We start from the raw sequence: 26,300 nt of genomic DNA on the forward strand, positions 1-26,300 counted from the left end.
GGATCATGAAATCCCTGAAAACCGTCGCTGTCATTGCCGTGCTGGGCGCGATTGCCGCCGGACTGCTTTTGTACTGGCGCCATGAGGAGCGTTACCCGTCGACCAAGGACGCCTATATAGGGGCCAACATCATTTATGTTGCTGCGCAGGTCACAGGGCAGGTGTCCGGCCTTTCTGTCGTAGAAAACCAAAAGGTCAAAGCGGGCGATCTTTTGTTTGAAATCGATGCCACACAATTCAGCGCGTCGGTCGATCAGGCCCAGGCCGATCTGGACAGCGCCAGGCAGCAGGCTCAGTCCTATTCAACCCAGATCGCGGCGGCCGAAGCATCAGTGAAGTCAGCACAATCCGCGTTTGAAACAGCGCAGAAGAATTTGGAACGCTCCAAGGCGTTGTTCGCCAGCGGGGATGTCGCGCAGGTCTCGCTGGATCAGGCCACGACCGATGCTGCGCAGGCCTCGGCACGGCTGACGACAAGCCAGTCCAGCCTTCTGGCATTGCGCAGCGGATTGGCGGCGAAAAAGGACGATGTGCTGGCGGCACAGGCGCAGCTTGAAATTGCGAAGGCGAACCTGAACTGGACCAAAGTTTACGCCGCGGCAGACGGCTGGATCGCCAATCTGACCCTACGGCCCGGCTCAGCTGTATCTGCCAACGCCCCGCAATTTTCAATTATCGAGTCTTCCGATTGGTGGGTGGATGCCAATTTCAAGGAAACTGCATTGCCGCGTATTCGTTCCGGCCAACCCGTGACCGTCAGGGTCGATATGTTGCCGGGCATGTCCCTGACCGGCAAGGTCGCCTCGATCGGTCGGGGGTCGGGCGATACATTCTCTCTATTGCCGTCCGAGAATTCCAGCGGGAACTGGGTCAAGGTTACACGCCGGTTTCCCGTGCGCATCGCGCTGGATCCGACCGACGCACCCTTGCGCGTCGGTGGCAGCAGTAAAGTGACCGTGGACACAACGACTGATCAGGCTGAAAAGTGACATTTACGGTCGCCAGCCATGTGAATCCGGTGATCGTTATCGCCGTATTGCTGAGCGCCATCCTTGAGGTGCTGGACAGTACGATCGTCAACGTCGCTCTGCCTCATATTCAGGCGGCATTCGGAGCGACCACCGATCAGGCGACATGGATATTGACCAGCTATATCGTCTCGGCTGTTGTGGTTATGCCTTTGACCGGGTTTGTTGCGCGGCGAGTGGGCCGCCGCCGCCTGATCCTGACCGCTGTTACCGGATTCGCCACCATGTCGGTGATGTGTGGCCTGTCCTGGAGCCTTGAGACCATTGTCGCGTTCCGTCTGGCGCAAGGCATGTTCGGGGCGTTCCTGATCCCCCTGTCGCAATCCATCCTGTTTGATGCGTTTCCAAAGGAAAAACGCGGCAATGCTATGGCTGTATTCGGGTTGGGTGTGGTCGTCGCGCCGGTTCTTGGGCCTACAGTCGGTGCAATCCTGACCGAGTATTTCTCGTGGCGCATGGTGTTCTTCGTCAACCTTCCCGTGGCGGCCATGGCACTGTTGCTGCTGGCCGGGGAACTGCCTGATGACAAGACCGAAGACGTCCGGATTGACTGGAAAGGTCTTGCGCTGCTGGCGGTCGGGATCGGATGCCTTCAATTCATACTCGATCAGGGCGAGACCAAGGATTGGCTGTCCTCTCGGGTCATTCAGGTCGCGTTGATCGCCTCGGTTCTGGGCGCGCTGGGTTTTATTGTTCATGCCCTGTCCGCCAAAAACGCGGTTGTCGACCTGCGGCTGTTTGCGGATCGCAATTTCGCGCTGTGCAATCTGATCATCGCAGGTTTTGCGATTTCCCTGTTCGGAGGGATCGCGATCCTGCCGACCTTTGTCCAGAACCTTCTGGACTTTCCGGTCATCGAGTCCGGGCATTTGTTCATCCCGCGCGGGATTGCGGCGGGATTGTCGATGGTGTTGACGGGGTCCGTGCTGGTTACACGGTTCGATCCCAGGCTTCTGACCGGTCTGGGTTTATTGCTGACAGCCATCGGGAACTTCATGTTGGGCGCGCTCAATCTGAATGCCGGTTTCTGGCAATTGGCCTGGCCAGGTGCGGTCAGCGGATTGGGCATGGGACTGGTTTTTGTACCCATGTCCATTCTTGCCTTCGAAAGCATTAGCAAGGCCCGCCAGGACGAAGCCTCGGGGCTGTTCAACGTGACCCGGCAGTTGGGCTCGTCAGTTGGCATATCGCTGGTTGGTACTTGGGTCGTGCGTGGTCTGCAGACGAATACCGCGACCCTCAGCCAGAACGTGACGCCGTACAATCCCGCCGCACAGGCATATCTGAAGCCGCTTGGCCTGACACCGGACAGCCCGCAAGGGGCGGCAATTCTGGGGCAGGAGATCGCGCGGCAGGCTGAGATGATCTCTTATCTGACTGTATTCAACAACCTTGGGCTACTGGCATTAACCACGATCCCACTGGTATTCTTTTGTCGGGCGCCGAAACCGGGAACGGAAGTCAGCGTTCATGCACATTAGCGCATGACCGTCAGACCCAACCACAAGCTCGCCCAGCACAAAACAAGGCTGAGCAGGATATTCCCGGCTGCCAAAGCGATTGTCCGTTCGCGGTGCAGTTCCAGCGACTGATAGGCGAAGCTGGAAAAGGTCGTGAACCCGCCGCAAAACCCAAAAACCAGCCGTTTTTCTTCTTCGCCCATGTCTGCGGCACCGCCCAGATACCCTATCCACAGGCCCAAAAAGAGACTGCCCAGAATATTCACGATCAGCGTGGACAATGGCAGTTGGTGCGTGACTTTAAGCGCAAGCCAATGTCGCATCACGGCGCCAATACCCCCACCCAGGCCAAACATTGCGTGCAGATACAGGTCGGTCATGTCCGGGAACCACCTGATTGGAACCGCCGCCCCGTCATCTCACCCAGAATTGCGGCTCCCAGACCGACAGCAATTTCCGCCACGGCGGCGACAGCGGCCATCCAGCCGCTGGACATTGCCATGACTTCAAGATCGGCAACGAAGGAGGAAAAGGTCGAAAGCCCCCCGCAAAACCCGACCGCACCCAGATGCAGCACATGTGCATGGACACGGTGGCGTACGGAGTACAGCCAGCCCAGAACAAAGCACGCGACCACGTTGATCCCGAAAGTTGAGGTTAGGTAGGGCAACCCGGGTAAGTTGACGGCAAACACCTCGCGCAGCAGCGACCCTGCCGCTCCGCCTACGAATACGGCAGTGAACATAAGCGCATGGTGCCGGTATGTTGCCTGTTTCGCTCGCTCTGCCAAGGGTCGGGCCTGTTCTGGTGTCTGTTTGGCATACAGACTGGCAGGTGTGGGATCAACCAAAGTCGGGACCCATCGCGGATCATCACATTTCCGTCTGATCAGAATGCAGGACATACAAGGGCTTGCAATCCATAACCAAAAAGCCTCTCGTTAAGCCAAGCAAACCCCGGCCCGCCAAGCGCAAGGAGACCGAAAATGATCGTTCGCAGGCTTTATTTCGTGCTCAGTTGCGTCGTTTTGCCGTTGACCCTGCTGCTGGGATTTTTCTGGTCTCCGATCCATTGGCTGCTGGTCCTGCTGGTGCCCTATGCCGCGGTTGGGGCATATGACTTGATGACAACCCGGCACAATGTGCTGAACAACTATCCGGTCCTTGGGCACTTCCGCTATATGCTGGAATTCGTAAGCCCGGAAATCCGCCAGTATTTCGTGGAAACCAATGAAAGCGGTCGGCCTTACAACCGGATCGTCCGGTCGTTGGTCTATTCCCGCGCCAAGGGTCAGGTGGATACGCAGGCCTTCGGGACACAATACGATATCCTCACTGTTGGCTACACTCGCGCGGCGCATTCACTGGCACCCAAACACGTGCCCGAAAGCGAGGAGAGGGTGACGCTGGGCGGGCCGCAATGTGACCAACCCTACAGCGCGTCCCGACTGAATGTTTCTGCCATGAGCTTTGGGGCCCTCAGCGCCAACGCGATCCGGGCGCTGAACGGCGGAGCCAGGGATGGTGGGTTTGCGCATAACACCGGCGAAGGCGGGCTGTCGCCGCACCATCTGGCCGAAGGTGGGGATATCATCTGGCAGATCGGGACCGGTTATTTCGGATGCCGCACCCCGGAGGGTGGTTTTGACAAGGATCTCTTTGCCGAAAAAGCAAAAAAAGAGGTGGTCAAGGCCATAGAAATCAAGCTGTCACAGGGGGCAAAGCCTTCGCATGGTGGCGTTCTGCCCGCGGCCAAGGTTGATGAAGAGATTGCCGAGATTCGTGGTGTGCCGGTGCACCAGGATGTCATCTCACCCCCCACGCATTCTGCGTTTGAAGGCCCGACGGGCCTGATGCATTTCGTTCAGCACCTGCGGGAAATGTCGGGTGGCAAACCGGTGGGGTTCAAGCTGTGCATCGGCAAACCGTCCGAATTCATGGCGATCTGCAAGGCCATGCTGGAGACCGGTATTCTGCCCGATTTCATTACCGTTGACGGTGCGGAGGGTGGCACCGGGGCGGCCCCGGTCGAGTTTACCAACCGGTTGGGCATGCCTCTGAATGAGGCTCTGATCTTTGTGAACAACTGCCTGCGCGGCGTAGGTTTGCGCGACCAGATACGCGTCATCTGCTCGGGCAAGGTAGCGACTGGTTATGACATGATCGAGAAATTTGCGTTGGGGGCGGACATGTGTAACGCGGCGCGGGCCATGATGTTCGCGGTGGGCTGTATCCAGGCCTTGCACTGCAACACCAACCGCTGTCCTTCGGGCGTGGCGACACAGGATCCGGTCCGGGGTCGGGCCGTGAACGTCCCGCAGAAGCGTCAGCGAGTTCACCGGTATCACGACGCCACGTTGGAGAGCTTTCGCGAATTGCTTGGCGCGATGGGTAAAGAAAAGGTTGCTGACCTGCGTCCTTCGGATATTCACCGCCGCACGGCGGATGAGTGCGAGCGGACATATGCAGAGCTTTATTCGTTCATCGACGACGGTGCTCTGCTGACTGAAGCGATACCCCAGATGTTTGCAGAAGACTGGAAAACAGCCTCGGCCGCTCATTTTTGATTCTTTTTCGGAACGCGCCAAGGATTGACGCCTGGTATCCGTCTTATCAACGTGATGCGGATGACGACGTCTGACGAAAATCTGGCAAAGGCGGCAGCCAAAGGCGACGCGAACGCGTTCGCCACCTTGTTGGCGCGCCACTATGATCTCGTCTTCCGATTGGCATTTCGGCTGACCGGTCAAGCGGACAGGGCCGAGGATCTGACGCAGGATATCTGTGCCGCTCTACCGGTCAAGATCAAGGGGTTTCGGGCGCAGGCAAAGTTCACCACGTGGCTGTACCGCGTTGTGGTCAACGCGGCAGAAGATGCGCGGCGACGCCGGGCAAGCCATGAAAAAGCCGCGGCGGGGTGGGGCGATGTCGAACAGATGCGCCGCGCGGAGTCGGCAGAAACCACAGAAGCCATGGATTGGCTGCAACGGGCTATGCGGTCGCTGCCGCAGGAGCTGCAGGACACATTGGCACTGACGCTTGAGGATGAAATGACCCACGCCGAGGCGGCTCAGGTCCTGGGTGTCTCGGAAGGACGATATCCTGGCGGATGTCGGATGTCCGCAAACGCCTGAAGGCAATGCGGCAAGAGGAGTTGGCGCAATGACCGACGATCTGGATGATCTCAAGGCGCTGATGGATGCGGCAACCCCCGCACCGGATGCCCGGCACCGGGCTGAAAATCTGGCCATGGCCCAAAAAACTTTCTCCCGCGCCCAAGGATCGGGCAATGGGGCGCGTCCCAATGTCAAGCGAGGCCTCTTGGCCCGCATGACTGAAGGAGCGAAATCAATGTTGACTGCCCTCTCCCACCGTGGCGTGCTGACCGCGACCACGGCGATAGCCGCTGTTGCCCTGATCCTGATCGTGCCGCAGGTGCAGGACATCGTGGTCAATCCGTTGTCCCGCGGCGAAAGTGACGGGTCATCTCCACAAGTAGGTTCAAAACCGGAGGCAGATATTGCCCATGCTGTGCCCCAGCCCCTGCCGGAGGAGCCGATTGCCGATATCCCCGAGGCAGAGACCTTAGTGCCGCCGTCTGCAAAACCCGAGAGGGGCATGGCCGAGGCGCTCGTTGGCGGTGTCGTCCTGGGATATGCGACCGGCGCGTCCGAACATTCTGCGAAACGCATGCTTGCACCGGTTGCCGAACAAGAACAAAACACAGAAACCTTTTCCAACACCGAAACCAACCCGTTGAAGATCACCACCGACGATCCGGTCTCTACGTTCTCAATTGATGTGGATACGGCGTCCTATGGCATCGTCCGATCCTCTCTGATGAACGGTCGGCTGCCGTCCAAAGATGCGGTGCGGGTCGAAGAGATGGTGAACTATTTCCCCTACACCTATCCCGCTCCCGAAGGGGATGCGCCTTTCCGGCCGACGATCACGGTGACACCGACGCCCTGGAACGAGGGCACTCAGCTTGTGCATATCGGTATTCAGGGCGAGTTGCCGCAGATTGAAGATCGGCCGCCGCTGAACCTTGTTTTTCTGATCGATACGTCCGGGTCCATGCAGCAGCCGAACAAGTTGCCATTGCTCAAGCAATCCTTTCGCCTGTTGTTGTCTGAGCTTCGTCCCGAAGATCAGGTCTCGATCGTGACATACGCCGGCAGTGCGGGTCAGGTTCTGGAGCCGACCGCAGCGGCGGATCGGACCAAGATCATGAACGCCCTTGATCAGTTGGAGGCGGGTGGATCGACGGCCGGTCAGGCGGGGTTGCAGCAGGCTTATCAGGTTGCCGAGTCCATGGCAGATGACGGGGACGTCACGCGCGTGATCCTGGCGACGGACGGTGATTTCAATGTGGGTCTGTCCGACCCGGACGCGCTGAAGGATTTCATTGCCCGCAAACGGGACAGCGGAGCCTATCTGAGCGTGCTTGGTTTTGGCCGGGGTAATCTGGATGACGCGACCATGCAGGCGCTGGCGCAATATGGAAACGGCCAGGCGGCCTATATCGATACGCTGGGCGAGGCGCGTAAAGTTCTGGTCGATCAACTGATCGGGGCGCTGTTCCCCATTGCCAATGACGTCAAGATACAGGTCGAGTTTAATCCTGCACAAATCGCTGAATACCGCCTGATCGGCTATGAAACCCGCGCCCTGCGACGCGAGGATTTCTCGAACGATAAGGTGGACGCCGGAGACATCGGTGCGGGCCATAGCGTGACCGCGATCTACGAGGTGACGCCCACAGGCTCGGACGCCATTCGAAACGGACCGCTGCGCTATCCAAATGAAACCGCGCCGGACGGCTTGGATGAGATCGGGTTTTTCAAGTTGCGCTACAAGGTCCCGGGTGCCAGCCAAAGCCAGCTGATTGAACAGCCAATTCTGCCGGGGCAGGGGGTGCCGACCGATGATGCACGCTTTTCAACTGCGATTGCCGGGTTTGGCCAGTTGTTGCACGGCGGCGAATATTTGGGCACCTGGTCCTACGACGACGCCATTTCACTGGCAAACGCAGCCAAGGGCGATGACCCGTTCGGCTACCGTGCGGAAGCCGTGACGCTGATGCGGCTGTCCGAGTCGCTGTCCGAGTAGTCTTTGGTGCAGGATCAGAATGCGCGGGGGTTGCTGGCCGCGTGATTGTTGATCCTGCGGACACTCCATTCCACGGCGTCGCGCATGGTTTTTCCCAGTGCGACGTCAAAAGCCTCGACCAGATCTGGCGTCTGGTCGCTGGCTGAGACGACAAATTCCTGGAACGAGTTCGAAGCGATGATCTTGTCGTCGAAATCATCGATGATCTTGATGTTCATCCGCACTTCGACACGCACGGTTTTGGTGTTTTCGGTATCGGCGACCACGATCCCCTGAAACTCGCGCAGATCAGGCACAATCACATAATCAGCGCGCAGACCGACTGTGGACCGACCCACTGCGGCTACCTTGTTGCTGTTTTCAAAGCTCTCCACCAAAAGGGCCTGAACGATCAACGGCGCACGGTCGACCCATCTGGCACGTGGAAGGTATTGGACCTGCAACGGGTTAGGCTGCACCGCAATCTGGTCGGTGTTGACGGCCGCCGTTGCCGTTGGCTCCTCGACGACGATCTGCTTGCTGATGCGCGGCAGCGATGACGAAAACGTGCTTTTGGGCGTCAGCAGATATAGATCGTTCGGCTTCGACGCCTGTTTCAGCGTGCCCAACCCCGTGCAACCGCCAAGCGCCCCGATCATCAGAGCCAGAGAGAGGCGTTTAATCATTGGCGAAACTCCGAAGCTTGTGTGCCCAGCAGGAAGCGCGCCGGGTCACGCTCGACCTTGTCGACCAGGCGATCCAGACTGATGACCAGACGCTGGGATTCCTCGATGAAGCGGACGAATTGCGGCAATCCGACCCGCAGGAAATCCGAGACCTGCCGGCGGTTGTCCTGCACGATGCCATCGATCGTTTCCAGCAATTCGGATGCGGATTTCGAGGCATTGAGAATGTCGTCAGATATCTTGTCGATCCGCTCCGTGACATTTGAAACCGTCTCCGCCACCTGATTGGCTGCGTTCCGAATGTCTTCCACGACGACCGAAACATCTTCGTCCATGACACGGTTGGCTGAATCAAAAGCACGCTCGGCCGAAGCGAGCGCCCCATTGGCCGTGTCCATTGTCGATGAGATCGTGGCCAAGGTCGAATTTGCGTTCAGCACCGTTTCCGAAATTACGCCCAGTGCCACGCTGCCCTCGTCAGACAGGCCGATCAGACGTTCGGCCAGTTGTGAGCCACGATCCAGGAACGGCTTGATGTCCTGCTTCAACACCTGATCGGCCGTGGCCAGAGTTGTCTTGGCCTCATCCAATGCGCCGACAGCTGAATCTGAGGCGGTTTTTATGCTTTGCAGCGTGTCCGTGCCCGCCTTCAGGGTGGTGTCCGCGGTGTCTGCCAACTGGTCCAGCCGATCGGTAAACGCGCCGATGTTCTTTGCGGCTCCGCTGATGTCTTTTGAAAGGCTTTCGAAATCCGACAAAGTGTTATCCAGCCGCCCGGACGCTGACGCCAGATTGTTCAGAATATCCGAGACTGCCTTGCGGTTTTTTTCGTCCACCACGGCGCTCAGGTCTTCCAAAAGCACGATCGCCTGATCCAGAACCTTCGGGGCTCCTTCGAACAGTGACTGTATCGTGCTGCGCTTGCTTTTGATGACGCTGTTTTCCGGCAGCCGCTGCGCATTGACCGATCCCCCGGTCAGTTCGACATAGCCAACTCCCGTGACGCCAAGCGACTGAAGCTGGGCGACGGTTTCCGATGTTACGGGAATGTCGGCGTCCACCTCGAGCTTAACGCGGACTTTTGAGGGATCGCCCTCATCCAGCCTGAGCGAAACCACCTGACCAACGGGCAGACCATTGAAACTGACGCCGCCAGCTGCTGACAGACCTGACACGTTTTCGAACAGAACGTCGTAATAGGCGTATTGGCGATTGACCTCGAACTTGGCCAGCCACAGGAAAAACCCAAACACGCCCAAGATGCCCGCCAGGGTAAACGCGCCGATCAGGATATAGTTCGCCCGAGTTTCCATCGCCTCTACCTGTCCTGCCCCTTCTGTTGCGCTGCGCGCGCGCGGGGGCCTGTGAAATACTCCTGCACCCAAGGATGATCTACTTTGACCATATCCTCAATCGGACCTTCAACCAGCACGCGTTTTTCTGCAAGCACGGCAATGCGGTCGCAAATCGCATAAAGGCTGTCCAGATCATGCGTTACCATGAAGACCGTCAGCCCAAGCGCCTGCTGCAATTCACCGATCAGATCGTCATAGGCAGCAGCCCCGATCGGGTCCAGCCCGGCGGTCGGCTCATCCAGAAACACGATCTCGGGGTCCAGTGCCAGAGCCCGTGCCAAGGCCGCGCGTTTGCGCATACCGCCTGATAACTCGGACGGAAACTTGCCGCAGCTCAGTTGTGGCAATCCGACAAGACTTATCTTCAGGCTTCCCAATGCCTCCATCAGCTTTTCGCTGATCCCGGTGTGTTCACGCAGCGGGGCCATGACATTCTGCAGCACGCTGAGCGACGAAAACAAAGCCCCATCCTGAAAGGCCACCCCCCAGCGTTTTTCGATCCGCTGACGTTCTTCATCGGGCGCGTTCAGTACATCGACACCCAGAACCTCGATACTACCAGCGGCGGGTCTGTTCAGCCCCACAATGGTTCGCAACAGCACCGATTTCCCGGTGCCCGAACCCCCGACAATGCCCAGTACCTCACCGCGCCAGACATCAAGATCCAGGCCGTCATGCACAACCTGCGGTCCGAACTGGTTTCTCAATCCGCGCACTCGGATTACCGCTTCGCGCTGGGTATTCGTCTGTTGGGATTTCTGAGGGGCCGTACCGTCCATGTCAGACCCCGATCTCGGAGAAGAAGATCGAAAACAGGGCGTCGATGGCGATCACCAAGAAAATGGACTGCACGACGGACGCGGTTGTTCTCTGGCCCACGCTTTGGGCTGATCCTTTCACCTGCATTGCCTGCCAGCAGGAAATAATGCCGATCACAAAGGCGAAAAACGGGGCCTTGATCAGTCCGACCGCCAGTTGCCAGACACCTGTGTTTTCCTTCAGGCGCGTCAGAAACATTCCCGGGCTGACACCAAGGTCGATCCAGCTCATCAACGCGCCGCCGATCAGGCCGGCCATGTCGGCGACGAAGCCGAGGATCGGCAACATGATCAACAGCGCCAGCACACGCGGTACCACCAGTACCTCAATCGGATCCAGGCCCAACGTGCGCATGGCGTCGATTTCTTCCTGTACCTTCATTGACCCGATAGACGCGGTAAAGGCCGAGCCGGACCGACCCGCAACGATGATGGCCGTCAGCAGGATGCCCAGTTCCCGCAGAACCGAGATCGAGATCAGTTCGACCACAAAAATTTCGGCGCCGAACTGTTTGAGCTGCGTCGCCCCCTGAAACGCCAGAACCACGCCGATCAGGAAACCCATCAATCCAACAATTGGCAGGGCTTTGAAGCCGGTCTCCTCCATATGGGTGACCAACGCCGCGCGGCGCAGGCGCCATGGTTTCACCAGTGTCCGGGTCAGGCGGTGCAAAGTCAGCCCCGTGAATTCCAGAATCGACAGGGCATCTCTTCCTGCGCCAACGGTTTTCTCGCCCAGATGACCGACCCAGTCGACAAAGCTGCGGCGCCCCTCCACCGTGCTGGACTTTTCCGGCATGTTTCGGGATACGGTATCGATCAGCGCGGAATGAGCGGGAGAAGCGCCCAAAAACTGCGTTTCAGCCCCCGCAGCCTTGTATCGGCGCGCGAGATCGGCCACCAGCCATGCGCCGCCGGTATCCAGAGAGTCAACGGCTGACAGGTCCAAGGTCACGTCTTTGCCTGACGGGGGCATCGCGGCAAAGGCGCGCTCGATGTGTTCCAACGACTGAGTCACCAGATCACCGGCCACTGATATGCGCAGGCCGTCGCCGTTTTGCTCTGATGTGATCGTTGGCAGAGTCATGGGCGTATGTGATTGTAATTGCGCGGTCGCTGCAACGGCAATGTGCAGGGTCTTCCGGTTTTCGCGCGGCGCAATTGCGTCAGAGTGACAGTTTGGGATTCCATTGTGTCACGCAGCCGGTCCGCCCAAATCCAGCACGTCGTGCCGCCTGACACCACAGAGAGAAGCGCGTTTGCAACGTGGCCGCACCCAGCAAGGGCACTAACTCCTGAGTGCTGCACGCAACTCACGTTCCAGCGCGTCCAGAAACCGCGACCGGTCCGCTTTTCCAAACGGTTTTCCGCCGCCTCCCGAACCCAGGGGATTGGCGGCCCGCAGATCCGCCATCAGGTCCCGCATGGCAAGTTGCTGTCCGATATTGGCGGCAGTGAACGCTTCGCCATTGGGGCGCAGAACCCGTGCGCCTGCTTCAACGCATTTCGCAGCCAAAGGAATGTCTGACGTGATCACCACATCCCCCGGCCCGCTCCGTTCGGCGATCCACTTGTCTGCCTCGTCGGCCCCTTCGGCGACGATGACGATCTGCACCAAGGGGTTCGCCGATGGACGAAGTCCGCCGTTCGACACCAGCGCCATGGGCACCTTGTGTCGCGTGGCCACTCGTTCAGCCTCAGCCTTTACGGGGCAGGCATCGCCATCGACGTAAAGGGTCGTCACGCCTTTGTTGCCTCTTTCTTGGAGGGTTCAGTAGATTTCTTGCGGACCTTGAACTCTTCGGGGATGGGCATCCGGTTGAACGCGTCCAGACCGGCGATTTTGTAGGCCTCGGCCAACGTCGGATAGTTGAACGTGTTCTGAACAAAGTAGTCCACCGTGCCTTTCAGGTTCAGCACCGCCTGTGCGATGTGGATCAGTTCGGTCGCACCTTCGCCGACGATCTGAACCCCCAGAACCCGGCGGGTTTTCAACGAGAACAGCATTTTCAACATGCCATGCTCGAGCCCCATGATATGCCCACGCGAAGTCTCTCGGAATCGGGCCACGCCGACTTCGTAGGGAATACCGCGTTCCTGCAACTCTTCCTCGGACATGCCGCAGGTGGAAATCTCGGGAACAGAATAGATGCCGTAAGGATACCAGGGGCTTTCCGGCAGTGTGGGCGTCTCGAGTGCGTGGCAGGCGGCGACGCGGCCCTGTTGCAACGAGGTCGAGGCCAGCGACGGATGCCCGATCACATCGCCTGTGGCATAGATATGGGGCACAGCGGTCTGATAGGTTTTCCGATCCACTTCAATCCGGTTGCGATGGTCGGTTGCCAGCCCGACCGCGTCCAGATTAAGGGCCGAAGTCGCGCCCATGCGACCGGCGGCAAACAGCAGCATCTCGGCCCGGACGTGGCGTCCATTGTCCAGCGTGATCTCGACATGCCCGCCGGCATCCTCGATCTTTTCGACCGCCGAACCAAGACGAAGATCGACGCCGTTTTCGCGAATCTGATGGGTGAAGTCGTGAATCAGGCGTTTGTCGATGAAGTCGAGGAACGTCTCGCGCGGTTCGATCAGCGTGACACGCACGTCCAGAGCCGAAAACATGGTGGCGTATTCCACACCGATCACCCCGGCACCGATCACGCAGAGTGAACGTGGAATTTCGGCCATCTCCAGAAACTCGTCGCCATCGACAACCGTTCTGCCGTTGAAGGGAACGTAATCGGGGCGATATGTTTTAGTGCCTGTGGCAATCAGAAATTTGGCGGCGGTCAGTCGCGTTGTTTCACCGGCGTCGGTCGCAACTTCAAGCTCGTGCGGGCCGATGAATTTCGCCAGACCGTTGAGGGTCTCCACGTGGTTGCGATTGAACTGGTGCTCCAGCACATCGACCTCGTGGTCCAGTGTCATGTGCAGTCGCGCCTTCAGATCCTCGGCGCGGATCTGGTCCTTGACCCGGTACGAGCGCCCGTAAAAGCTGCGCTCGCGCCAGCCGGACAGGTTCAGAACAGTTTCGCGCAAGGTCTTTGACGGGATCGTTCCAGTGTGAACGGAAACACCTCCCAACCGGTCCTTGCGGTCGATCACCAGAACACGGCGTTGCAGTTTGCCCGCCTGAATTGCCGCAGCACGACCCGAAGGGCCGGACCCGATGATGATCAGGTCATAGTCAAACTTGCTCATTCCTCAGTCTCCGTACAGGGCCTCGGCATGGAAGGTGATGTGGTCTTCCATGAATGTGGACACGAAGAAATACGAATGATCATAACCAGGTTGCAGGCGGCAGATCGCCTGTTGACGGCGCTCGGCGATGGCCTGCGCCAGCGTTTCCGGGCGTAGAAGATCGATGAACTGATCATCGGTTCCGGTATCGATCAGGATTGGGCCGTCAAAGCCCTTTTCCTTCATCAGCAAGGACGCGTCATGTTTGGCCCATACCGCTTCGTCATCGCCCAGATAAGCGCCAAGCTGCTTGCGGCCCCAATCTGCGCCGGTCGGGTTGGAGATTGGTGCAAAAGCCGAAACCGACCGGAACCGGCCGGGCAGATTCATCGCCAGCGTCAACGCGCCATGCCCGCCCATGGAGTGACCGGTGATGGCTTGCCGATCACTGTCGACGGCGAAGGTTTCAGCCAGCAGGGCGGGCAGTTCCTCGGCAACGTAGTCCCACATGTTGAAATGCGGTGCCCAGGGGGTCTGGGTTGAGTTCACGTAGAAACCCGCGCCTTGGCCCAGATCATAGTCTTGATGATCGGCGACGCCTTCGCCCCGGGGTGATGTATCAGGAAATACCACGGCAATGCCCTGTTCCGCGGCCCAGGCCTGCGCACCGGCCTTGGTCATGGCGTTTTCGTGGGTGCAGGTCAGGCCAGACAGATACCACAGGACAGGAACCGGGCCGTCCTTGGCCTCGGTCGGCAAAAACAGCCCAAAGGTCATGTCACATTTGCAAGCGGTTGAGGCATGGCGATAAACGCCCTGTACGCCGCCGAAACAGGCATTCTCGGAAAGGGTTTCCATCAGGTATTGTCCTCGTATTGGGTTCGACCCATGGCTAACGGTCACAGGCCCTGCCGTAAAGTGCAGGTGCCTTCGGCGAGAGTATTTTTCGAAAAGGTGAAGATCAGAGAGTGCCCACCCAGGCAATGACAAGCGGTATCGTCAGGATGCTGGTAATCGTCGACAACAAAATCGCGGCCGAGGCCCGATGTGGTGCGACCCCATAATGGGCTGCCAACATATATACGTTGCCTGCAACAGGAAGGGCGGCAGCGGCGATTGCAACCGAAGCGGGGAAGGCGGCGACAGGGATCAGCCAGATCAGGGCAATGGCCACGCAGATCGGATGCGCAATCAGTTTGCAAAAGCTCAGCCAGGCGGCGATTTGCACGCGTTCAGCCGATTTGCCCGCCAAAGATGCGCCGATGGCAAACAATGCACCCGGTGTCGCTGCACCTCCGAGGATTGTCAGGAAGTCATTCAACGGCGCAGGCACGGGGACCTGCAGGGCAGACCATATCAAACCCGCGGAGATTGACACGATCATCGGGTTTTTCAGAAGACCCATGCCGATCAGTCGAAGGGTTGCGGGTTTCAGCGCACCGTCCCGGCCGCCATTGATCAGGATTACGATCAGCGACGAAAACACCACAAGGTCAACCGTCAGGACCAGCATGACAGGGCCGATTGCGGCCTGCCCGAAAAGCATCGCCAGCATAGGCAAACCCAGAAAGCCCACATTTCCGATGGCCGCGCATTGCGCCTCGACCGCGGCGGTCGGAACATCCAAACCACGCAGCCACGCCACAAACGTGGCCAGCAAGTAAACGGTGACAGTGCCAATCAGATATCCCAGAACCAGCCGTCCGTTGAAAATCTCGGCAAAGGGCAATGTGGCCGCAAATCGGAACAACATGGCCGACAGCGCGAAGTAGAAAACGAACTTGGTTAGATATGCGGTCGCTTCCTCGGAAAAAAACCGACTGCGCCCGGCCCAGTATCCCAGGCCGATAATCGCGAAGAAGGGCAGCGTGCGCAGGAAAATATCGACCATCGGTTGACTGGTAGCACGGATTTTCCGCGTCGCAAGCCTTCGGCATATAAAGTTCGGATTTTCGGAAGGGCTTGTTGTTCTTTTAGCGGGGAAATGGCACTCGGTTCGTTGCAATTGTCGGTTTGAACCGCTTGGAAACACGAGAATCGTTGTATCTGAACTGAACGGTTAATAAATTCAGGTCAGGCACCACCTCAGGAGAAGACATGACCCAAGCCGCCACAATTCTGCGCACAGGCCGAAAATTCGATCAGGTTCTGCGCGGCGCCCGAGAGGTTTTTTTGGCGGATGGGTTCGAGGGTGCAAGTGTCGACGACATAGCTCGGGTGGCCGGGGTTTCGAAGGCAACATTGTACAGCTACTTCCCGGACAAAAGGCTGCTGTTCATGGAGGTCGCCCAAACCGAATGTACCCGCATGGCCGATCGTGTGGTTGCGATGGTGGACGACAGCAAACCGGCAAGGGAAGTGCTGACTATCGCGGCAACACAACTGACGGAATTTCTGGTTTCGGATATCGCTCAGCAAATGTTTAGGATCTGTGTTGCTGAACGTGACAGATTCCCTGAGTTGGTGCGGGCGTTTTATGATGCGGGTCCCCGAAATGGTCAGTGCCAGTTGGCGGAGTATCTTGAGAAAGCGGTGTCCAAGGGAGAATTGGCTATCGACGATGTCCTTATCGCCGCCGAACAATTTTCGGAGTTGTGCAAGGTGCGGATCTGGACCCGGGCGATTTTTGGTTTTCAAAAATGCTTCACCCAGGCCGAAATCGATGAAGTCGCGCAGCAGGCCGTTGACATGTTCATGGCGCGCTACGGGGCCTGATTTTCACACATTTTCACAAAGATCCTGATGCCGACGCGGAGTTGCATTCCGCAGTCTGTTTCAAGGGATTTTATTTCGATGTCGCGCAAAGACATTAGAATTCTCGGTGAGGATAATTGAAAGGTTTTTCGGGAAATCCAAGGCTGCAGCAGCATGTCAGTTGACAATGGATATTGTATTTTGGATACATTATCGGAAATTATTCGCATCGACCTGTGCTGTCACTGAATGCTCTGACGACAAAGAGCCCTGCGACTGTCTTGAGAAGTCCATTTCTGGGAGAAAATTATGAAATTCAAATTGCTGGCCGCTACCACGGCGATTGCCCTGACGGGTGCCGTGGCGCAGGCAAACACTCTGGTCTATTGTTCAGAAGGATCACCTGAGGGGTTCGACCCGGCGCTGTTTACGGCCGGAACAACCTTTGATGCCTCGTCACACCCGATCTATAACCGACTGCTCGAGTTTGAAACCGGCACGACGAATGTGATCCCCGGTATGGCCGAAAGTGTCGAGGCCCGCGATGATGGTCTGGTCTATACATTCAAACTGCGTCAGGGCGTGAAATTCCATTCCAATGACGAGTTCACCCCGACCCGTGATTTCAACGCAGATGACGTGATTTTCTCGTTCATGCGCCAGAAAGACGAAAGCCACCCCTATAATCAGGTTTCGGGCGGCACCTGGGAATATTTCCAGGGTATGGGTATGCCCGATCTGGTCGAGTCGGTGAAAAAGATCGACGACTACACGGTGAAATTTACACTCTCCAAGCCCGAAGCGCCGTTTGTGGCCAACATCGCGATGGACTTCGCCTCGATCCTGTCGGCGGAATATGCGGACGCGATGATGGCGGCCGGGACACCTGAAAAGCTGAACACAGCGCCCATCGGCACCGGGCCGTTCTCGTTCGTGGCCTATCAGAAGGACGCGATGATCCGTAATGCTCAGAATGCCGATTACTGGAAAGATCCGGCGCAGGTTGAGAACCTGATTTTCGCGATCACTCCGGATGCGTCGGTACATTATCAGAAACTGAAAGCGGGCGAATGCCACGTGATGCCGTATCCGAACCCTGCCGATATTCAGGCGATGAAGGATGACGCCGACATCAACATGATGGAGCAGGAAGTTCTGAACTTGGGTTATTTGGCCTACAACACCACCATGGCACCGTTCGACAACCCGAAAGTGCGCAAGGCGCTGAACATGGCGATCGACAAGCAGGCGATCATCGACGTGGTCTTCCAGGGCTCGGGCCAGGCGGCCAAGAACCCGATCCCGCCAACCATGTGGGGCTATAACGATGCCATCGAAGACGACGCCTATGACCCGGAAGCGGCCAATGCGATGCTGGAAGCTGAAGGCGTGTCTGATCTGTCGATGAAGGTCTGGGCGATGCCTGTGCAGCGTCCCTACAACCCGAATGCACGTCGTATGGCCGAGCTGATCCAAGAAGACTTTTCCAAGGTCGGTGTGGACGTCGAAATCGTGTCCTACGAATGGGGCGAGTACCTGTCGCGCTCGAAAGAGCTGAACCGGGATGGCGCGGTTCTGCTGGGTTGGACCGGTGACAATGGCGACCCGGACAACTTCTTGGCCGTGCTGCTGGGCTGTGACGGTCGCGAAGCGTCCAACCGCGCACAATGGTGCCACGAGCCCTTCGAAGAACTGATCTTGGAAGCCAAGCAAAGCACTGATCAGGCCGAGCGTACCAAACTCTACGAAGACGCGCAGGTTATCTTCAAGGATCAGGCGCCCTGGGCAACCATCGCGCATTCGGTCGTCTACATGCCGATGAGCAACAAGGTGCAGGGCTACAAGGTGCACCCGCTGGGCGGCCACATCTTCTATGGTGTGAGCGTCGAATAAACCACCACTCACTTGCCAGAGTCGCCTGATATGGCGGCTCTGGTTTTCTTGTTGTTGGAGGCTGACCAAAATGCCGAATTTGTCCGAATACAGCCAACTGGCACGCGACATGTCAGTTGATGCCGTGGCGCTGGTGCCCGGCCCAAATTTCACCCGCGCGCTGGGCAAGGCCTTCATGAGCCACGAGCGCCCCTTTCTGGTTGTGATCCCCGCAAAGGGCGTACCGGCGGCCATCGTACCCAATCTTGAACTTGGTTCGTGGGAACTGGTTGGATTTGAGGGCGCAGTGTTCGACTGGTTTGATCAGACCGGTTATGATGGTGCTTTTGCGGCGCTGGCTGAACACATGCCACTGTCGTCCGTGGCGGTAGAAGGCCAGGTGATGCGGGTGTTTGTGTCCAAAGCGCTGACCCGCGCAATGCCGAACCTGAAGATCGTGGATGGCGAGCGTGAGATTTCAGGGTTGCGGATCGTCAAGACCGACGATGATATCGCGGCTTTGCAGGCGGCAATCGATGTTTCCGAACGCGCGCTGGAGAAAGTCATCGAAAATGTGCACATCGGCCAGACCGAAAAGCAGGTTGAGCAGGCGCTGATACAGGCATTGTTCGCCGAAGGGGCGGAGACGCTGCCATTCAACCCAATCGTGGCGGCCGGGGACAACTCGGCCCGTCCGCATGGCAAGGCGCGAGCGGACTACAAGATACAGTCAGGAGATGCGCTGCTTTTCGACTTTGGAGCCCGTAAGCACGGCTTTGCAGCGGATATCACACGTACATTTTTTGTAGGCGAGGTCTCGGACGAGGGCAGGGCGGTTTATGACACCGTGCTGCGGGCAAATCTGAAGGGATTTGAAGTGTGCCGCCCGGGCGTGACAGCTCATGACATCGACGACGCGGTTACCGGCGTGCTTGAGGCATCGCCATTCGCCGGCCGTATCCGTACCAAGACCGGCCACGGGCTGGGCCGTGACGTTCACGAGGCACCCTATATCATGCGCGGGAACGATCAGGTGATCCGTGCTGGCATGGTCTGGACCAATGAGCCCGGCCTTTATGAACTGGGCAACTTCGGTGTGCGCATCGAAGATGACGTACTGGTGACGGATGATGGTTGCCGGTCGCTGACCAGCTTTCCCAAGGATCTCAGAATCATAGGTCACTGATGTTTGGCTATTTCCTTACCCGACTGGGTATGTTCATCCCGACCTTTCTGAGTGTGACACTGATTTCCTTCATGTTCAACTGGGTTCTTCCGGGCGATCCCATAATTGTCATGGCAGGTGAACGTGGCATGACTGAGGAACGCTATCAGGAAATGGTCGAGAAGCTGGGCTTCGACAAACCGGTGCTGCAGCAGTACTGGGACTATCTGGCTGGTGTTCTTCAAGGCGATCTAGGCGAAAGCTTTGTCACCAAAAACCAGTCTGGGATGAGTTCTTTGCCCTGTTCCCCGCAACTCTGGAATTGTCGCTCTGCGCGATGATATTTGCGGTAGTCCTTGGGCTGCCGGCGGGCGTTATTGCGGCGGTAAACCGGGGCAAGTTCTTTGACCGGGCACTGATGTCCTCGGCTCTGGTGGGTTATTCAATGCCCATCTTCTGGTGGGCGCTGCTGCTGATCATCGTTTTTTCCGGCAATCTGGGCTGGACACCGGTCTCGGGGCGGATCGATCTGCTGTATTACTTCCCAAGAGTCACGGGCTTCATGCTGATCGACAGCCTGTTGTCCGGTCAGTCGGGTGCGTTTGGATCGGCCGTACGACACCTGATCCTGCCGACCATCGTTCTGGGTACGATCCCCTTGGCGGTGATTGCCCGGCAGACACGTTCCGCGATGCTGGAAGTTCTGGGCGAAGACTATATCCGGACTGCTCGTGCCAAGGGTCTGTCACCGGCTCGGATCAACGGGCTGCACGCATTGCGCAACGCGTTGATTCCGGTGGTTATGGTGATCGGTCTGTCCGTCGGCACTTTGTTGGCCGGTGCGATCCTGACCGAGACGATCTTTTGCTGGCCGGGCATCGGCAAGTGGATGGTCGACAGCATTTTCCGCCGTGACTATCCGGTGGTGCAGGGCGGTCTGCTGATGATTGCGGTGATCGTGATGCTTGTGAACCTGCTGGTCGATGTCCTTTACGGCGTCATCAACCCCAAGATCCGGAGGCGGTGATGGCCGAGCTTTCCGCAACCCAACCCAAATCCGAAAGCCGCCCCAGCGCACTGCGTGAGTTCTGGTATTATTTTAGCGAGAACCGAGGCGCGGTCATCGGTTTGTGGGTCTTTGCCGTCTTTGTCTTTTGTGCAACCTTCGCGCCCCTGTTGGCCCCCTATGACCCAACCGAACAATTCCGCGAACACATTCTGCAACCTCCCGCCTGGCAAGAGGGCGGTAGCTGGGCTTTCCCGTTGGGTACAGACCCACTCGGCCGGGACATGCTGTCACGGTTGATCATGGGGTCACGTTATTCCTTCTTTGTGGGGATTGTCGTGGTCTGTGTCGCAGTGTCGGGCGGGGTGATGATCGGATTGCTGTCAGGGTTCGCACCGAAATGGGTGGACACTCTGATCATGCGGGTGATGGACATCATTCTGGCCTTCCCGTCATTGCTGTTGGCTCTGGTTCTGGTTGCCATCCTCGGGCCTTCGCTGACCAACGCGATGATCGCCATCGCCATCGTGTTCCAGCCGCATTACGTGCGTCTGACCCGGGCTTCGGTTTTGGCAGAACGCCAGAAAGACTATGTCACTTCCGCCCGGGTGGCCGGAGCGGGTAAAGCGCGGCTGATGTTCATCACGGTGCTGCCCAATTGCCTTGCGCCGATCATCGTGCAGGCAGCGCTGTCGTTTTCAACTGCCATTCTGGATGCGGCCGCTCTGGGCTTTCTGGGCATGGGCGCACAGCCGCCAACACCGGAATGGGGCACCATGCTTGCCGAAGCGCGCGAATTCATTCTGCGCGCCTGGTGGGTGGTCACTTTTCCGGGTCTGGCCATCCTGATCACGGTACTGGCCATCAACCTGATGGGCGACGGGCTGCGCGACGCGCTGGACCCGAAACTGAAACGGAGCTGATCGCATGAGCCTTTTGCAGATCCGCAATCTGACAGTGGAATTCGCCACCGCCTCGGGCAAGTTCCGCGCCGTCGACGGTGTCGACCTGTCGGTCAACAAGGGCGAGTTGCTGGCCATCGTGGGTGAAAGCGGTTCTGGCAAATCGGTGTCGATGCTGGCGCTGATGGGCCTGTTGCCGTGGACAGCGACAATCACGGCTGATGAGATGAGCTTTGAAGGGCGCGATCTTGTCGGTATTTCGGCCCGCGAACGGCGCAAGATCATCGGCAAGGATATGGCGATGATCTTTCAGGAGCCAATGTCATCGCTGAATCCTTGTTTCACGGTCGGCTTCCAGATCAAAGAAGCGCTGCGCATCCATCTTGGACTGAATCGCAAGGAACGGTACGAACGCGCGATCGAACTGTTCGATCAGGTGGGTATTCCCGCTCCGGCCAGCCGTCTGAACACGTTTCCGCACCAGATGTCCGGTGGTATGAATCAGCGGGTCATGATCGCCATGGCCATCGCCTGTAAGCCCAAGCTTCTGATCGCGGATGAGCCGACCACGGCGCTGGACGTGACCATTCAGGCGCAGATCCTCGATCTGCTGGTCCGGTTGCGGGACGAGCAGGACATGGGGCTGGTCCTGATCACCCACGACATGGGTGTGGTGGCAGAAACCGCCGAGCGGGTTCAGGTTCAATACGCCGGGCAGAAGGTCGAGGAACAGCCGGTGGGCGATCTGTTCCGCACGCCGCGCCACCCCTATACTTCGGCTTTGCTAAGCGCTCTGCCTGAACGGGCGACGTCCAAAACGCTGCCAACAATTCCCGGCGTGGTGCCGGGGCAGTTCGACCGGCCCAAGGGTTGCCTTTTCGGCCCGCGTTGCCGTTTCGCCGACGAAACCTGTGTCCAGACACCCCCGACACCGCATAGTGACGCATTCGGCAAGGCGAGATGCCATCATGTCGAAAAGATTGCAGCCGGAGAAATCGCATGACTGCACTTATCGTACGGGCGACCGCGCTTGCGCGTTTCTACACCGTCAAGGGCGGGCTGTTGTCCAGACCGGCAACGGTCAAAGCCTTGTCTGGGGTCGATTTTGATCTGAAACCCGGAAAAACACTGGCCGTTGTCGGCGAATCGGGATGCGGCAAGTCAACTTTGGCCCGGCTGGTAACGATGATCGAAGAGCCGACTTCGGGAAGTCTGACAATTGATGGGATCGACATAACACCGTCGAAATGGGCGCAAATGCGCGAAACGGTGCAGATCGTGTTTCAGGATCCATACGGCTCCTTGAATCCGCGTCAGAGGATCGGCCAGATCCTTCAGGAGCCATTGATCATCAACCGGCCCGATATGTCCGCTGCGGATCGCGAAGCCAGCGCGCGGAGAATGATCGAGATGGTTGGCCTGCGACCAGAGCACTATAATCGTTATCCTCACATGTTCTCGGGTGGTCAGCGTCAGCGGGTCGCCATTGCCCGCGCATTGATGCTGAACCCCAAGGTTCTGGTGCTGGATGAGCCGGTTTCGGCACTGGACGTTTCCATTCAGTCGCAAATCCTGAACCTTCTGGTGGATTTGCAGGAGAGGCTGAACCTGGCTTACCTGTTCATTTCTCACGACCTTTCGGTTGTCAGGCATTTTGCTGATGACGTGATTGTCATGTATTTGGGCCGCGCAGTGGAAAAAGCCCCCAAAGAGCAGCTGTTCGCCGCCCCGCGTCATCCCTATTCCAAGGCGCTCTTGTCCACGACACCGCGTGCCGATCCGGATGCCCGCAAGGAAAGGATCAAGCTGGAGGGGGAACTGCCATCACCGATGAACGTTCCGAAAGGTTGCGCATTTGCCCAGCGGTGCTGGCTGGCAACTGACCGGTGCCGAGCGGCTCCACCGGATCTGCGCGGTACCGACCATCAGGTCGCCTGCCTTTATCCGTTGTCCTGATCAATCAGCGGTCTTCGGCAGCACGTGTGGCGACGACCATCTCCAACAGTTGATCCTTGGTGCGCTGAATGTGTCTGGTCAGCAGATCGCATGCTTCGTCTACACGACCTTCGAGTGCCAGAGACAACAGCTGCTGATGGTCCTTTTTGGCGGGCTCGCGCTGTTTCATGACGCTCAGATGCAGCCGGACATAACGGTCCGACTGACGATTGACCCGTTGCAGAATTTCGTTCGTCAACCCACGCCCCGCGGCGGCGTAAAGGGCCATGTGATATTGATAGTTTAGGCTGCCCCACCGCCCGACATCATAAGCGTCATAAGACTTTTCCATCTCATCCAGCAGTTTTTCGCATTTGGAAAAATCAGCTTCGGTCATATGTGGAATCGCGCGCTTGAACAAATCGACCTCCATCAAAACGCGCAGGTCGAAGATTTCACCGATCTCGGACAGGGAGTGCGTTGTGACGGACGCGCCCCGGTTGTTGGTCAACTGCACCAGCCCTTCGGCATCCAACCGTTTCAGTGCTTCGCGAATGGGCATGCGGGATACGTCGTATTCTTCCGCCAGCGCTTCCTGCCTGATGGTTTCACCCTCGGCCATTTCCCCGTTCAGTATTCTTTCGCGCAAGTCGTTGGTGATGACATCCGGTAGGCTTTGTCTTGGAATTGCGCGCGTTTGGGGCATTGCTTGCTCTCGAACTTGGGTGATTTTGTATCCAAAATACAAAATGGGCGCTGAATTTCAAAGAGGTTTTTCGGCCAGGTGTTCCAGGTAACAAAATGTTGGCCTCAGGAGTTCGGCGATTAGATGGCCGCAAACGATGCAATCGATCTATTCACCTTTGCCGGTGGGTCAGTAACCCTTGGTTAGAATGGAGTAGAGCCCTTGCCTGTGCCGCGCGGCTGTGGCGTCTTCTTCCTTTTTTAGGCGGCCTGCGGCCATGTCTTGCTCGGCGATGGGAATTTCGTGCACCGGCTGGCCCGAGGCGCGCGCCAGTACAAAGGCTTTAGCGCATTTTTCCAGCAACTCGGCGTTCAGCAACAACCTTTCAAGGCCTGTTCCGAAGCAAAACGTAGTATCGTTGCAGACAAAGGCGTTGTTTTGTCCTGCGATAGTAGGGATCAGAAGGTCATCGTCGCTTGAGATGCCGAGACAGGGAACAGAGCGTCCCAATCGGATCATCTGTTCATCGAAAACTGAGGGCATTGTGGCGCGCATTTCATGCATGGCGCGGGTCCAGATCAGATCGAACTGCAACACCGCGCCGATATCTGAACGCGCCGCGTAGATACGCGCATGAGTGTTTCCGGATGCTTCGATTTTGCTGCGGCTGATCGAGCCGTCCGCATGTACGCTGACCGTCCCATTCTCGTCAGGCACCCGCATCGACATCATGTCGCCGGATTGCAGCAAGCCTTTGCCCGCCAAGCGAGACGCAGCCAACTGCAATTGATGTTCGACGCCCTCATTGCTGGTCATGACGTGAGCCCTTGTTCGTGGAACATGCTCAGCGTTTCAGATACCAACTGACGAGTCATCTCAGGCAATTCATTGGAGTTCCGGATCAAAGCAGCAAGGTATTGCGCGGCGGCAAATTCGATTGCAGCCACCAGTTCCGCGCCTTTTTCCAGAGATGAGGCCGAAGCGATGACACCATGGCTGGCAAGAAGGTAACAAAACACATTCCGGCGCAAAGCCTGTTTCAGGGCGTTGACCAGTTCTTTGGTGCCAGAGAACTGGTATTCCGCAAGCCCGACGTGATCCCCGTTCAGTTCCGTGTCCGTGCCTTCTGGCCACTCAAGTCGCTGATGCAGCAGCGCAACGGCACTTGCCACCGGTTGATGCGTGTGAATGCAGGCCCGGCGGCCGGGGAATGCATGGTGCAATTGCGCGTGCATCGCTTTTTCAATGGAGGCCGGTTTGGTTCCATCCACTTGTTCCAAAGTATCCAGCCTCAGCACCGCGATGTCTTCCGGTGTCAGCGACGGATATTCCGTGGCTGACGGTGTGATGGCAAATAGTTCATCACTCAGACGCAAGGAGGCATTGCCGCCGGTGCCCGCAAGATACCCTTCACCGGCTAGGCGCAAACAGGTTTTGATTACTGATTGTCGTTGCTGCTCGAATTCAACCATATCCGCTCTCCACTGGCAGGCTCAGTTGGAAAACTGACGGCGCTTAGCGGCCCTGATTTCCCGGGCCTGTTGTTCCTGCCCTGTCCGAAACGACGTTTCCACAAAGTCCATATGGTTTCGCGCGGCGGCCTCGGCCCTGTCCGGGTCGCCATCCAGAATAGCCTGCGCAATGTCCTTGTGCTGTTGCAACAGCACTTCTCCAGTCCCGTCCATCGTGCGCAAAAACCTTCGATTGTAGAATACGCCCTGGCGCGTCAGATCGTAGATCGAGGCCATCATATGAATAAGGGTCGTGTTCTGGCTGGCGTCGACCACGGCGGCGTGCAGGCGAAAATCAGCTTCCTGGCTGGCGTCGGTATCATCTTCTTCCCAGGCTTTCTGCATTTCCGCGATAATGTCCGAGATGCGTTCTTTGTCGGATTGTGTCGCGCGCTGCGCCGCAAGCCGGCTGGCAAAGGCTTCCTGTTCGCGTCGGTACTCAAGATAGTCATAAAATGCGCCGCCATGACGGGCGTAAAGCGACAGCAGTGCGGGCGACATAGCCCGCCCAGTCAGAGGCGCGATAAATGTCCCTTCGCCGTGGCGGACAGTTACCAGCCCCTGTTGCTCCAGAGTTTGCAACGCTTCACGCAGTTTTGGGCGCGATACGCCCATCGCTTCTGCAAGATCCCGTTCCGACGGCAATCTGCGCCCTTCCTTGAGGATGCCGTCGACGATCATCGTCTCGATTTGTTCGACCACCGCGTCGGCGATTGATTCGTGGCCGACAGGTTCAAAAGGCCCGCTGGTGCTCAATTCTTTTCCTCGCTTGCCGGAAATCACAAAAATCCAGTTGTCTTTAAAATTTACCACTGAGCGCCTGTAATGCAAGGAAAAATACCCAAAAATACGGATGGGTGTGAGCGGCGTATATCTCTGTAAAATTTAGAAAATAAACTTTCTTGATCAATTTCGG

At 57.7% G+C, this 26,300-nt stretch carries 24 protein-coding genes and 2 pseudogenes; 12 read left to right on the top strand and 14 right to left on the bottom strand.

Annotated features, from left to right (window positions below; genetic code table 11):
* Positions 1-5 precede the first annotated feature (5 nt).
* Positions 6-989: an HlyD family secretion protein gene (locus tag ACR0JW_RS14875; protein WP_170681237.1), complete on the top strand. Its 984-nt coding sequence runs from the start codon at positions 6-8 to the stop codon at positions 987-989.
* The gene (locus ACR0JW_RS14880; RefSeq protein WP_170825027.1) at positions 986-2,509 is read left to right on the top strand and encodes a DHA2 family efflux MFS transporter permease subunit; all 1,524 of its coding nucleotides are present in this window, start codon (positions 986-988) and stop codon (positions 2,507-2,509) included. Before ACR0JW_RS14875 ends, ACR0JW_RS14880 begins: the two co-directional genes overlap by 4 nt.
* Here ACR0JW_RS14880 and ACR0JW_RS14885 read toward each other — a convergent pair.
* Both ACR0JW_RS14885 and ACR0JW_RS14890 read right to left on the bottom strand, forming a co-directional pair.
* Positions 2,506-2,868: a FluC/FEX family fluoride channel gene (locus tag ACR0JW_RS14885; RefSeq protein ID WP_170611366.1), complete on the bottom strand. Its 363-nt coding sequence runs from the start codon at positions 2,866-2,868 to the stop codon at positions 2,506-2,508. The genes ACR0JW_RS14880 and ACR0JW_RS14885 overlap by 4 nt on opposite strands.
* Positions 2,865-3,233, bottom strand: coding sequence for a FluC/FEX family fluoride channel (locus ACR0JW_RS14890; protein ID WP_170611364.1), 369 nt, complete (start codon positions 3,231-3,233; stop codon positions 2,865-2,867). Before ACR0JW_RS14890 ends, ACR0JW_RS14885 begins: the two co-directional genes overlap by 4 nt.
* Before the next feature lie 240 nt (positions 3,234-3,473).
* Here ACR0JW_RS14890 and ACR0JW_RS14895 point away from each other — a divergent pair, with 240 nt between their 5' ends.
* From ACR0JW_RS14895 to ACR0JW_RS14905, 3 genes and pseudogenes are all read left to right on the top strand, one after another.
* Positions 3,474-5,054: an FMN-binding glutamate synthase family protein gene (locus ACR0JW_RS14895; RefSeq protein ID WP_170681239.1), complete on the top strand. Its 1,581-nt coding sequence runs from the start codon at positions 3,474-3,476 to the stop codon at positions 5,052-5,054.
* A gap of 60 nt (positions 5,055-5,114) precedes the next feature.
* A pseudogene (locus ACR0JW_RS14900) lies at positions 5,115-5,653 on the top strand (RNA polymerase sigma factor).
* Entirely contained in the window at positions 5,650-7,599 is a 1,950-nt protein-coding gene (locus tag ACR0JW_RS14905) for a vWA domain-containing protein (protein ID WP_480714125.1), read from the top strand. The pseudogene ACR0JW_RS14900 and the gene ACR0JW_RS14905 overlap by 4 nt, the downstream one beginning before the upstream one ends.
* A gap of 14 nt (positions 7,600-7,613) precedes the next feature.
* Here the strand turns inward: ACR0JW_RS14905 and ACR0JW_RS14910 are convergent, their stop codons facing one another.
* The 8 genes from ACR0JW_RS14910 to ACR0JW_RS14945 form a co-directional block, all read right to left on the bottom strand.
* Positions 7,614-8,264: an ABC-type transport auxiliary lipoprotein family protein gene (locus ACR0JW_RS14910; RefSeq protein ID WP_170611356.1), complete on the bottom strand. Its 651-nt coding sequence runs from the start codon at positions 8,262-8,264 to the stop codon at positions 7,614-7,616.
* Positions 8,261-9,577: an MlaD family protein gene (locus ACR0JW_RS14915; RefSeq protein WP_170611354.1), complete on the bottom strand. Its 1,317-nt coding sequence runs from the start codon at positions 9,575-9,577 to the stop codon at positions 8,261-8,263. Before ACR0JW_RS14915 ends, ACR0JW_RS14910 begins: the two co-directional genes overlap by 4 nt.
* Positions 9,578-9,582: 5 nt before the next feature.
* Positions 9,583-10,398, bottom strand: coding sequence for an ATP-binding cassette domain-containing protein (locus tag ACR0JW_RS14920; protein WP_170611352.1), 816 nt, complete (start codon positions 10,396-10,398; stop codon positions 9,583-9,585).
* 1 nt (position 10,399) lies between these two features.
* Positions 10,400-11,524, bottom strand: a complete 1,125-nt coding sequence (locus ACR0JW_RS14925) for an ABC transporter permease (RefSeq protein ID WP_170681241.1) — start codon at positions 11,522-11,524, stop codon at positions 10,400-10,402.
* Positions 11,525-11,725: 201 nt separating this feature from the next.
* A complete protein-coding gene (locus tag ACR0JW_RS14930; protein ID WP_480714126.1) occupies positions 11,726-12,181 on the bottom strand; it encodes a YaiI/YqxD family protein in 456 nt (151 codons plus the stop codon).
* The gene (sthA, locus tag ACR0JW_RS14935) at positions 12,178-13,635 is read right to left on the bottom strand and encodes a Si-specific NAD(P)(+) transhydrogenase (protein ID WP_170681244.1); all 1,458 of its coding nucleotides are present in this window, start codon (positions 13,633-13,635) and stop codon (positions 12,178-12,180) included. Before sthA ends, ACR0JW_RS14930 begins: the two co-directional genes overlap by 4 nt.
* Positions 13,636-13,638: 3 nt before the next feature.
* Positions 13,639-14,472 carry an S-formylglutathione hydrolase gene (gene fghA, locus ACR0JW_RS14940; RefSeq protein WP_170681246.1) on the bottom strand — a complete coding sequence of 278 codons (834 nt, stop codon included), beginning with the start codon at positions 14,470-14,472 and terminating at the stop codon, positions 13,639-13,641.
* 103 nt (positions 14,473-14,575) lie between these two features.
* Positions 14,576-15,505, bottom strand: coding sequence for an AEC family transporter (locus ACR0JW_RS14945; RefSeq protein WP_170681248.1), 930 nt, complete (start codon positions 15,503-15,505; stop codon positions 14,576-14,578).
* A gap of 206 nt (positions 15,506-15,711) precedes the next feature.
* On the opposite strand from ACR0JW_RS14945, the gene ACR0JW_RS14950 reads away from it, so the two are divergent.
* The 7 genes and pseudogenes from ACR0JW_RS14950 to ACR0JW_RS14980 all read left to right on the top strand — a co-directional run bounded on the left by ACR0JW_RS14950 (position 15,712) and on the right by ACR0JW_RS14980 (position 23,209).
* Positions 15,712-16,329, top strand: coding sequence for a TetR/AcrR family transcriptional regulator (locus tag ACR0JW_RS14950; RefSeq protein WP_170681250.1), 618 nt, complete (start codon positions 15,712-15,714; stop codon positions 16,327-16,329).
* Positions 16,330-16,617: 288 nt separating this feature from the next.
* Positions 16,618-18,201, top strand: coding sequence for an ABC transporter substrate-binding protein (locus ACR0JW_RS14955; protein ID WP_480714127.1), 1,584 nt, complete (start codon positions 16,618-16,620; stop codon positions 18,199-18,201).
* Positions 18,202-18,271: 70 nt separating this feature from the next.
* On the top strand, positions 18,272-19,366 hold the full coding sequence (locus ACR0JW_RS14960) for a M24 family metallopeptidase (protein ID WP_170681254.1): 1,095 nt from the start codon (positions 18,272-18,274) through the stop codon (positions 19,364-19,366).
* Positions 19,366-20,372 (top strand): annotated as a pseudogene (locus ACR0JW_RS14965) (ABC transporter permease subunit). Before ACR0JW_RS14960 ends, ACR0JW_RS14965 begins: the two are co-directional and overlap by 1 nt.
* Positions 20,372-21,274 (top strand): ABC transporter permease subunit, encoded by a 903-nt coding sequence (locus ACR0JW_RS14970; protein WP_170681256.1) that lies wholly within the window; start codon positions 20,372-20,374, stop codon positions 21,272-21,274. The pseudogene ACR0JW_RS14965 and the gene ACR0JW_RS14970 overlap by 1 nt, the downstream one beginning before the upstream one ends.
* A 4-nt stretch (positions 21,275-21,278) precedes the next feature.
* Complete coding sequence (locus ACR0JW_RS14975; protein ID WP_170825022.1) at positions 21,279-22,256, top strand: ABC transporter ATP-binding protein; 978 nt, start codon at positions 21,279-21,281, stop codon at positions 22,254-22,256.
* Positions 22,253-23,209 carry a dipeptide ABC transporter ATP-binding protein gene (locus ACR0JW_RS14980; protein ID WP_480714128.1) on the top strand — a complete coding sequence of 319 codons (957 nt, stop codon included), beginning with the start codon at positions 22,253-22,255 and terminating at the stop codon, positions 23,207-23,209. The genes ACR0JW_RS14975 and ACR0JW_RS14980 overlap by 4 nt, the downstream gene beginning before the upstream one ends.
* 4 nt (positions 23,210-23,213) lie before the next feature.
* Here the strand turns inward: ACR0JW_RS14980 and ACR0JW_RS14985 are convergent, their stop codons facing one another.
* From ACR0JW_RS14985 to ACR0JW_RS15000, 4 genes are all read right to left on the bottom strand, one after another.
* Complete coding sequence (locus tag ACR0JW_RS14985) at positions 23,214-23,894, bottom strand: GntR family transcriptional regulator (protein WP_170681263.1); 681 nt, start codon at positions 23,892-23,894, stop codon at positions 23,214-23,216.
* A 168-nt stretch (positions 23,895-24,062) separates the two neighbouring features.
* Positions 24,063-24,689, bottom strand: coding sequence for a class II aldolase/adducin family protein (locus tag ACR0JW_RS14990; protein ID WP_170681265.1), 627 nt, complete (start codon positions 24,687-24,689; stop codon positions 24,063-24,065).
* Entirely contained in the window at positions 24,686-25,345 is a 660-nt protein-coding gene (locus ACR0JW_RS14995) for a class II aldolase/adducin family protein (protein WP_170681267.1), read from the bottom strand. Before ACR0JW_RS14995 ends, ACR0JW_RS14990 begins: the two co-directional genes overlap by 4 nt.
* Before the next feature lie 21 nt (positions 25,346-25,366).
* Positions 25,367-26,140, bottom strand: a complete 774-nt coding sequence (locus ACR0JW_RS15000; RefSeq protein ID WP_480714129.1) for a FadR/GntR family transcriptional regulator — start codon at positions 26,138-26,140, stop codon at positions 25,367-25,369.
* Positions 26,141-26,300: the final 160 nt, after the last annotated feature.

It is taken from the genome of Ruegeria sp. BG6 (assembly GCF_056538465.1).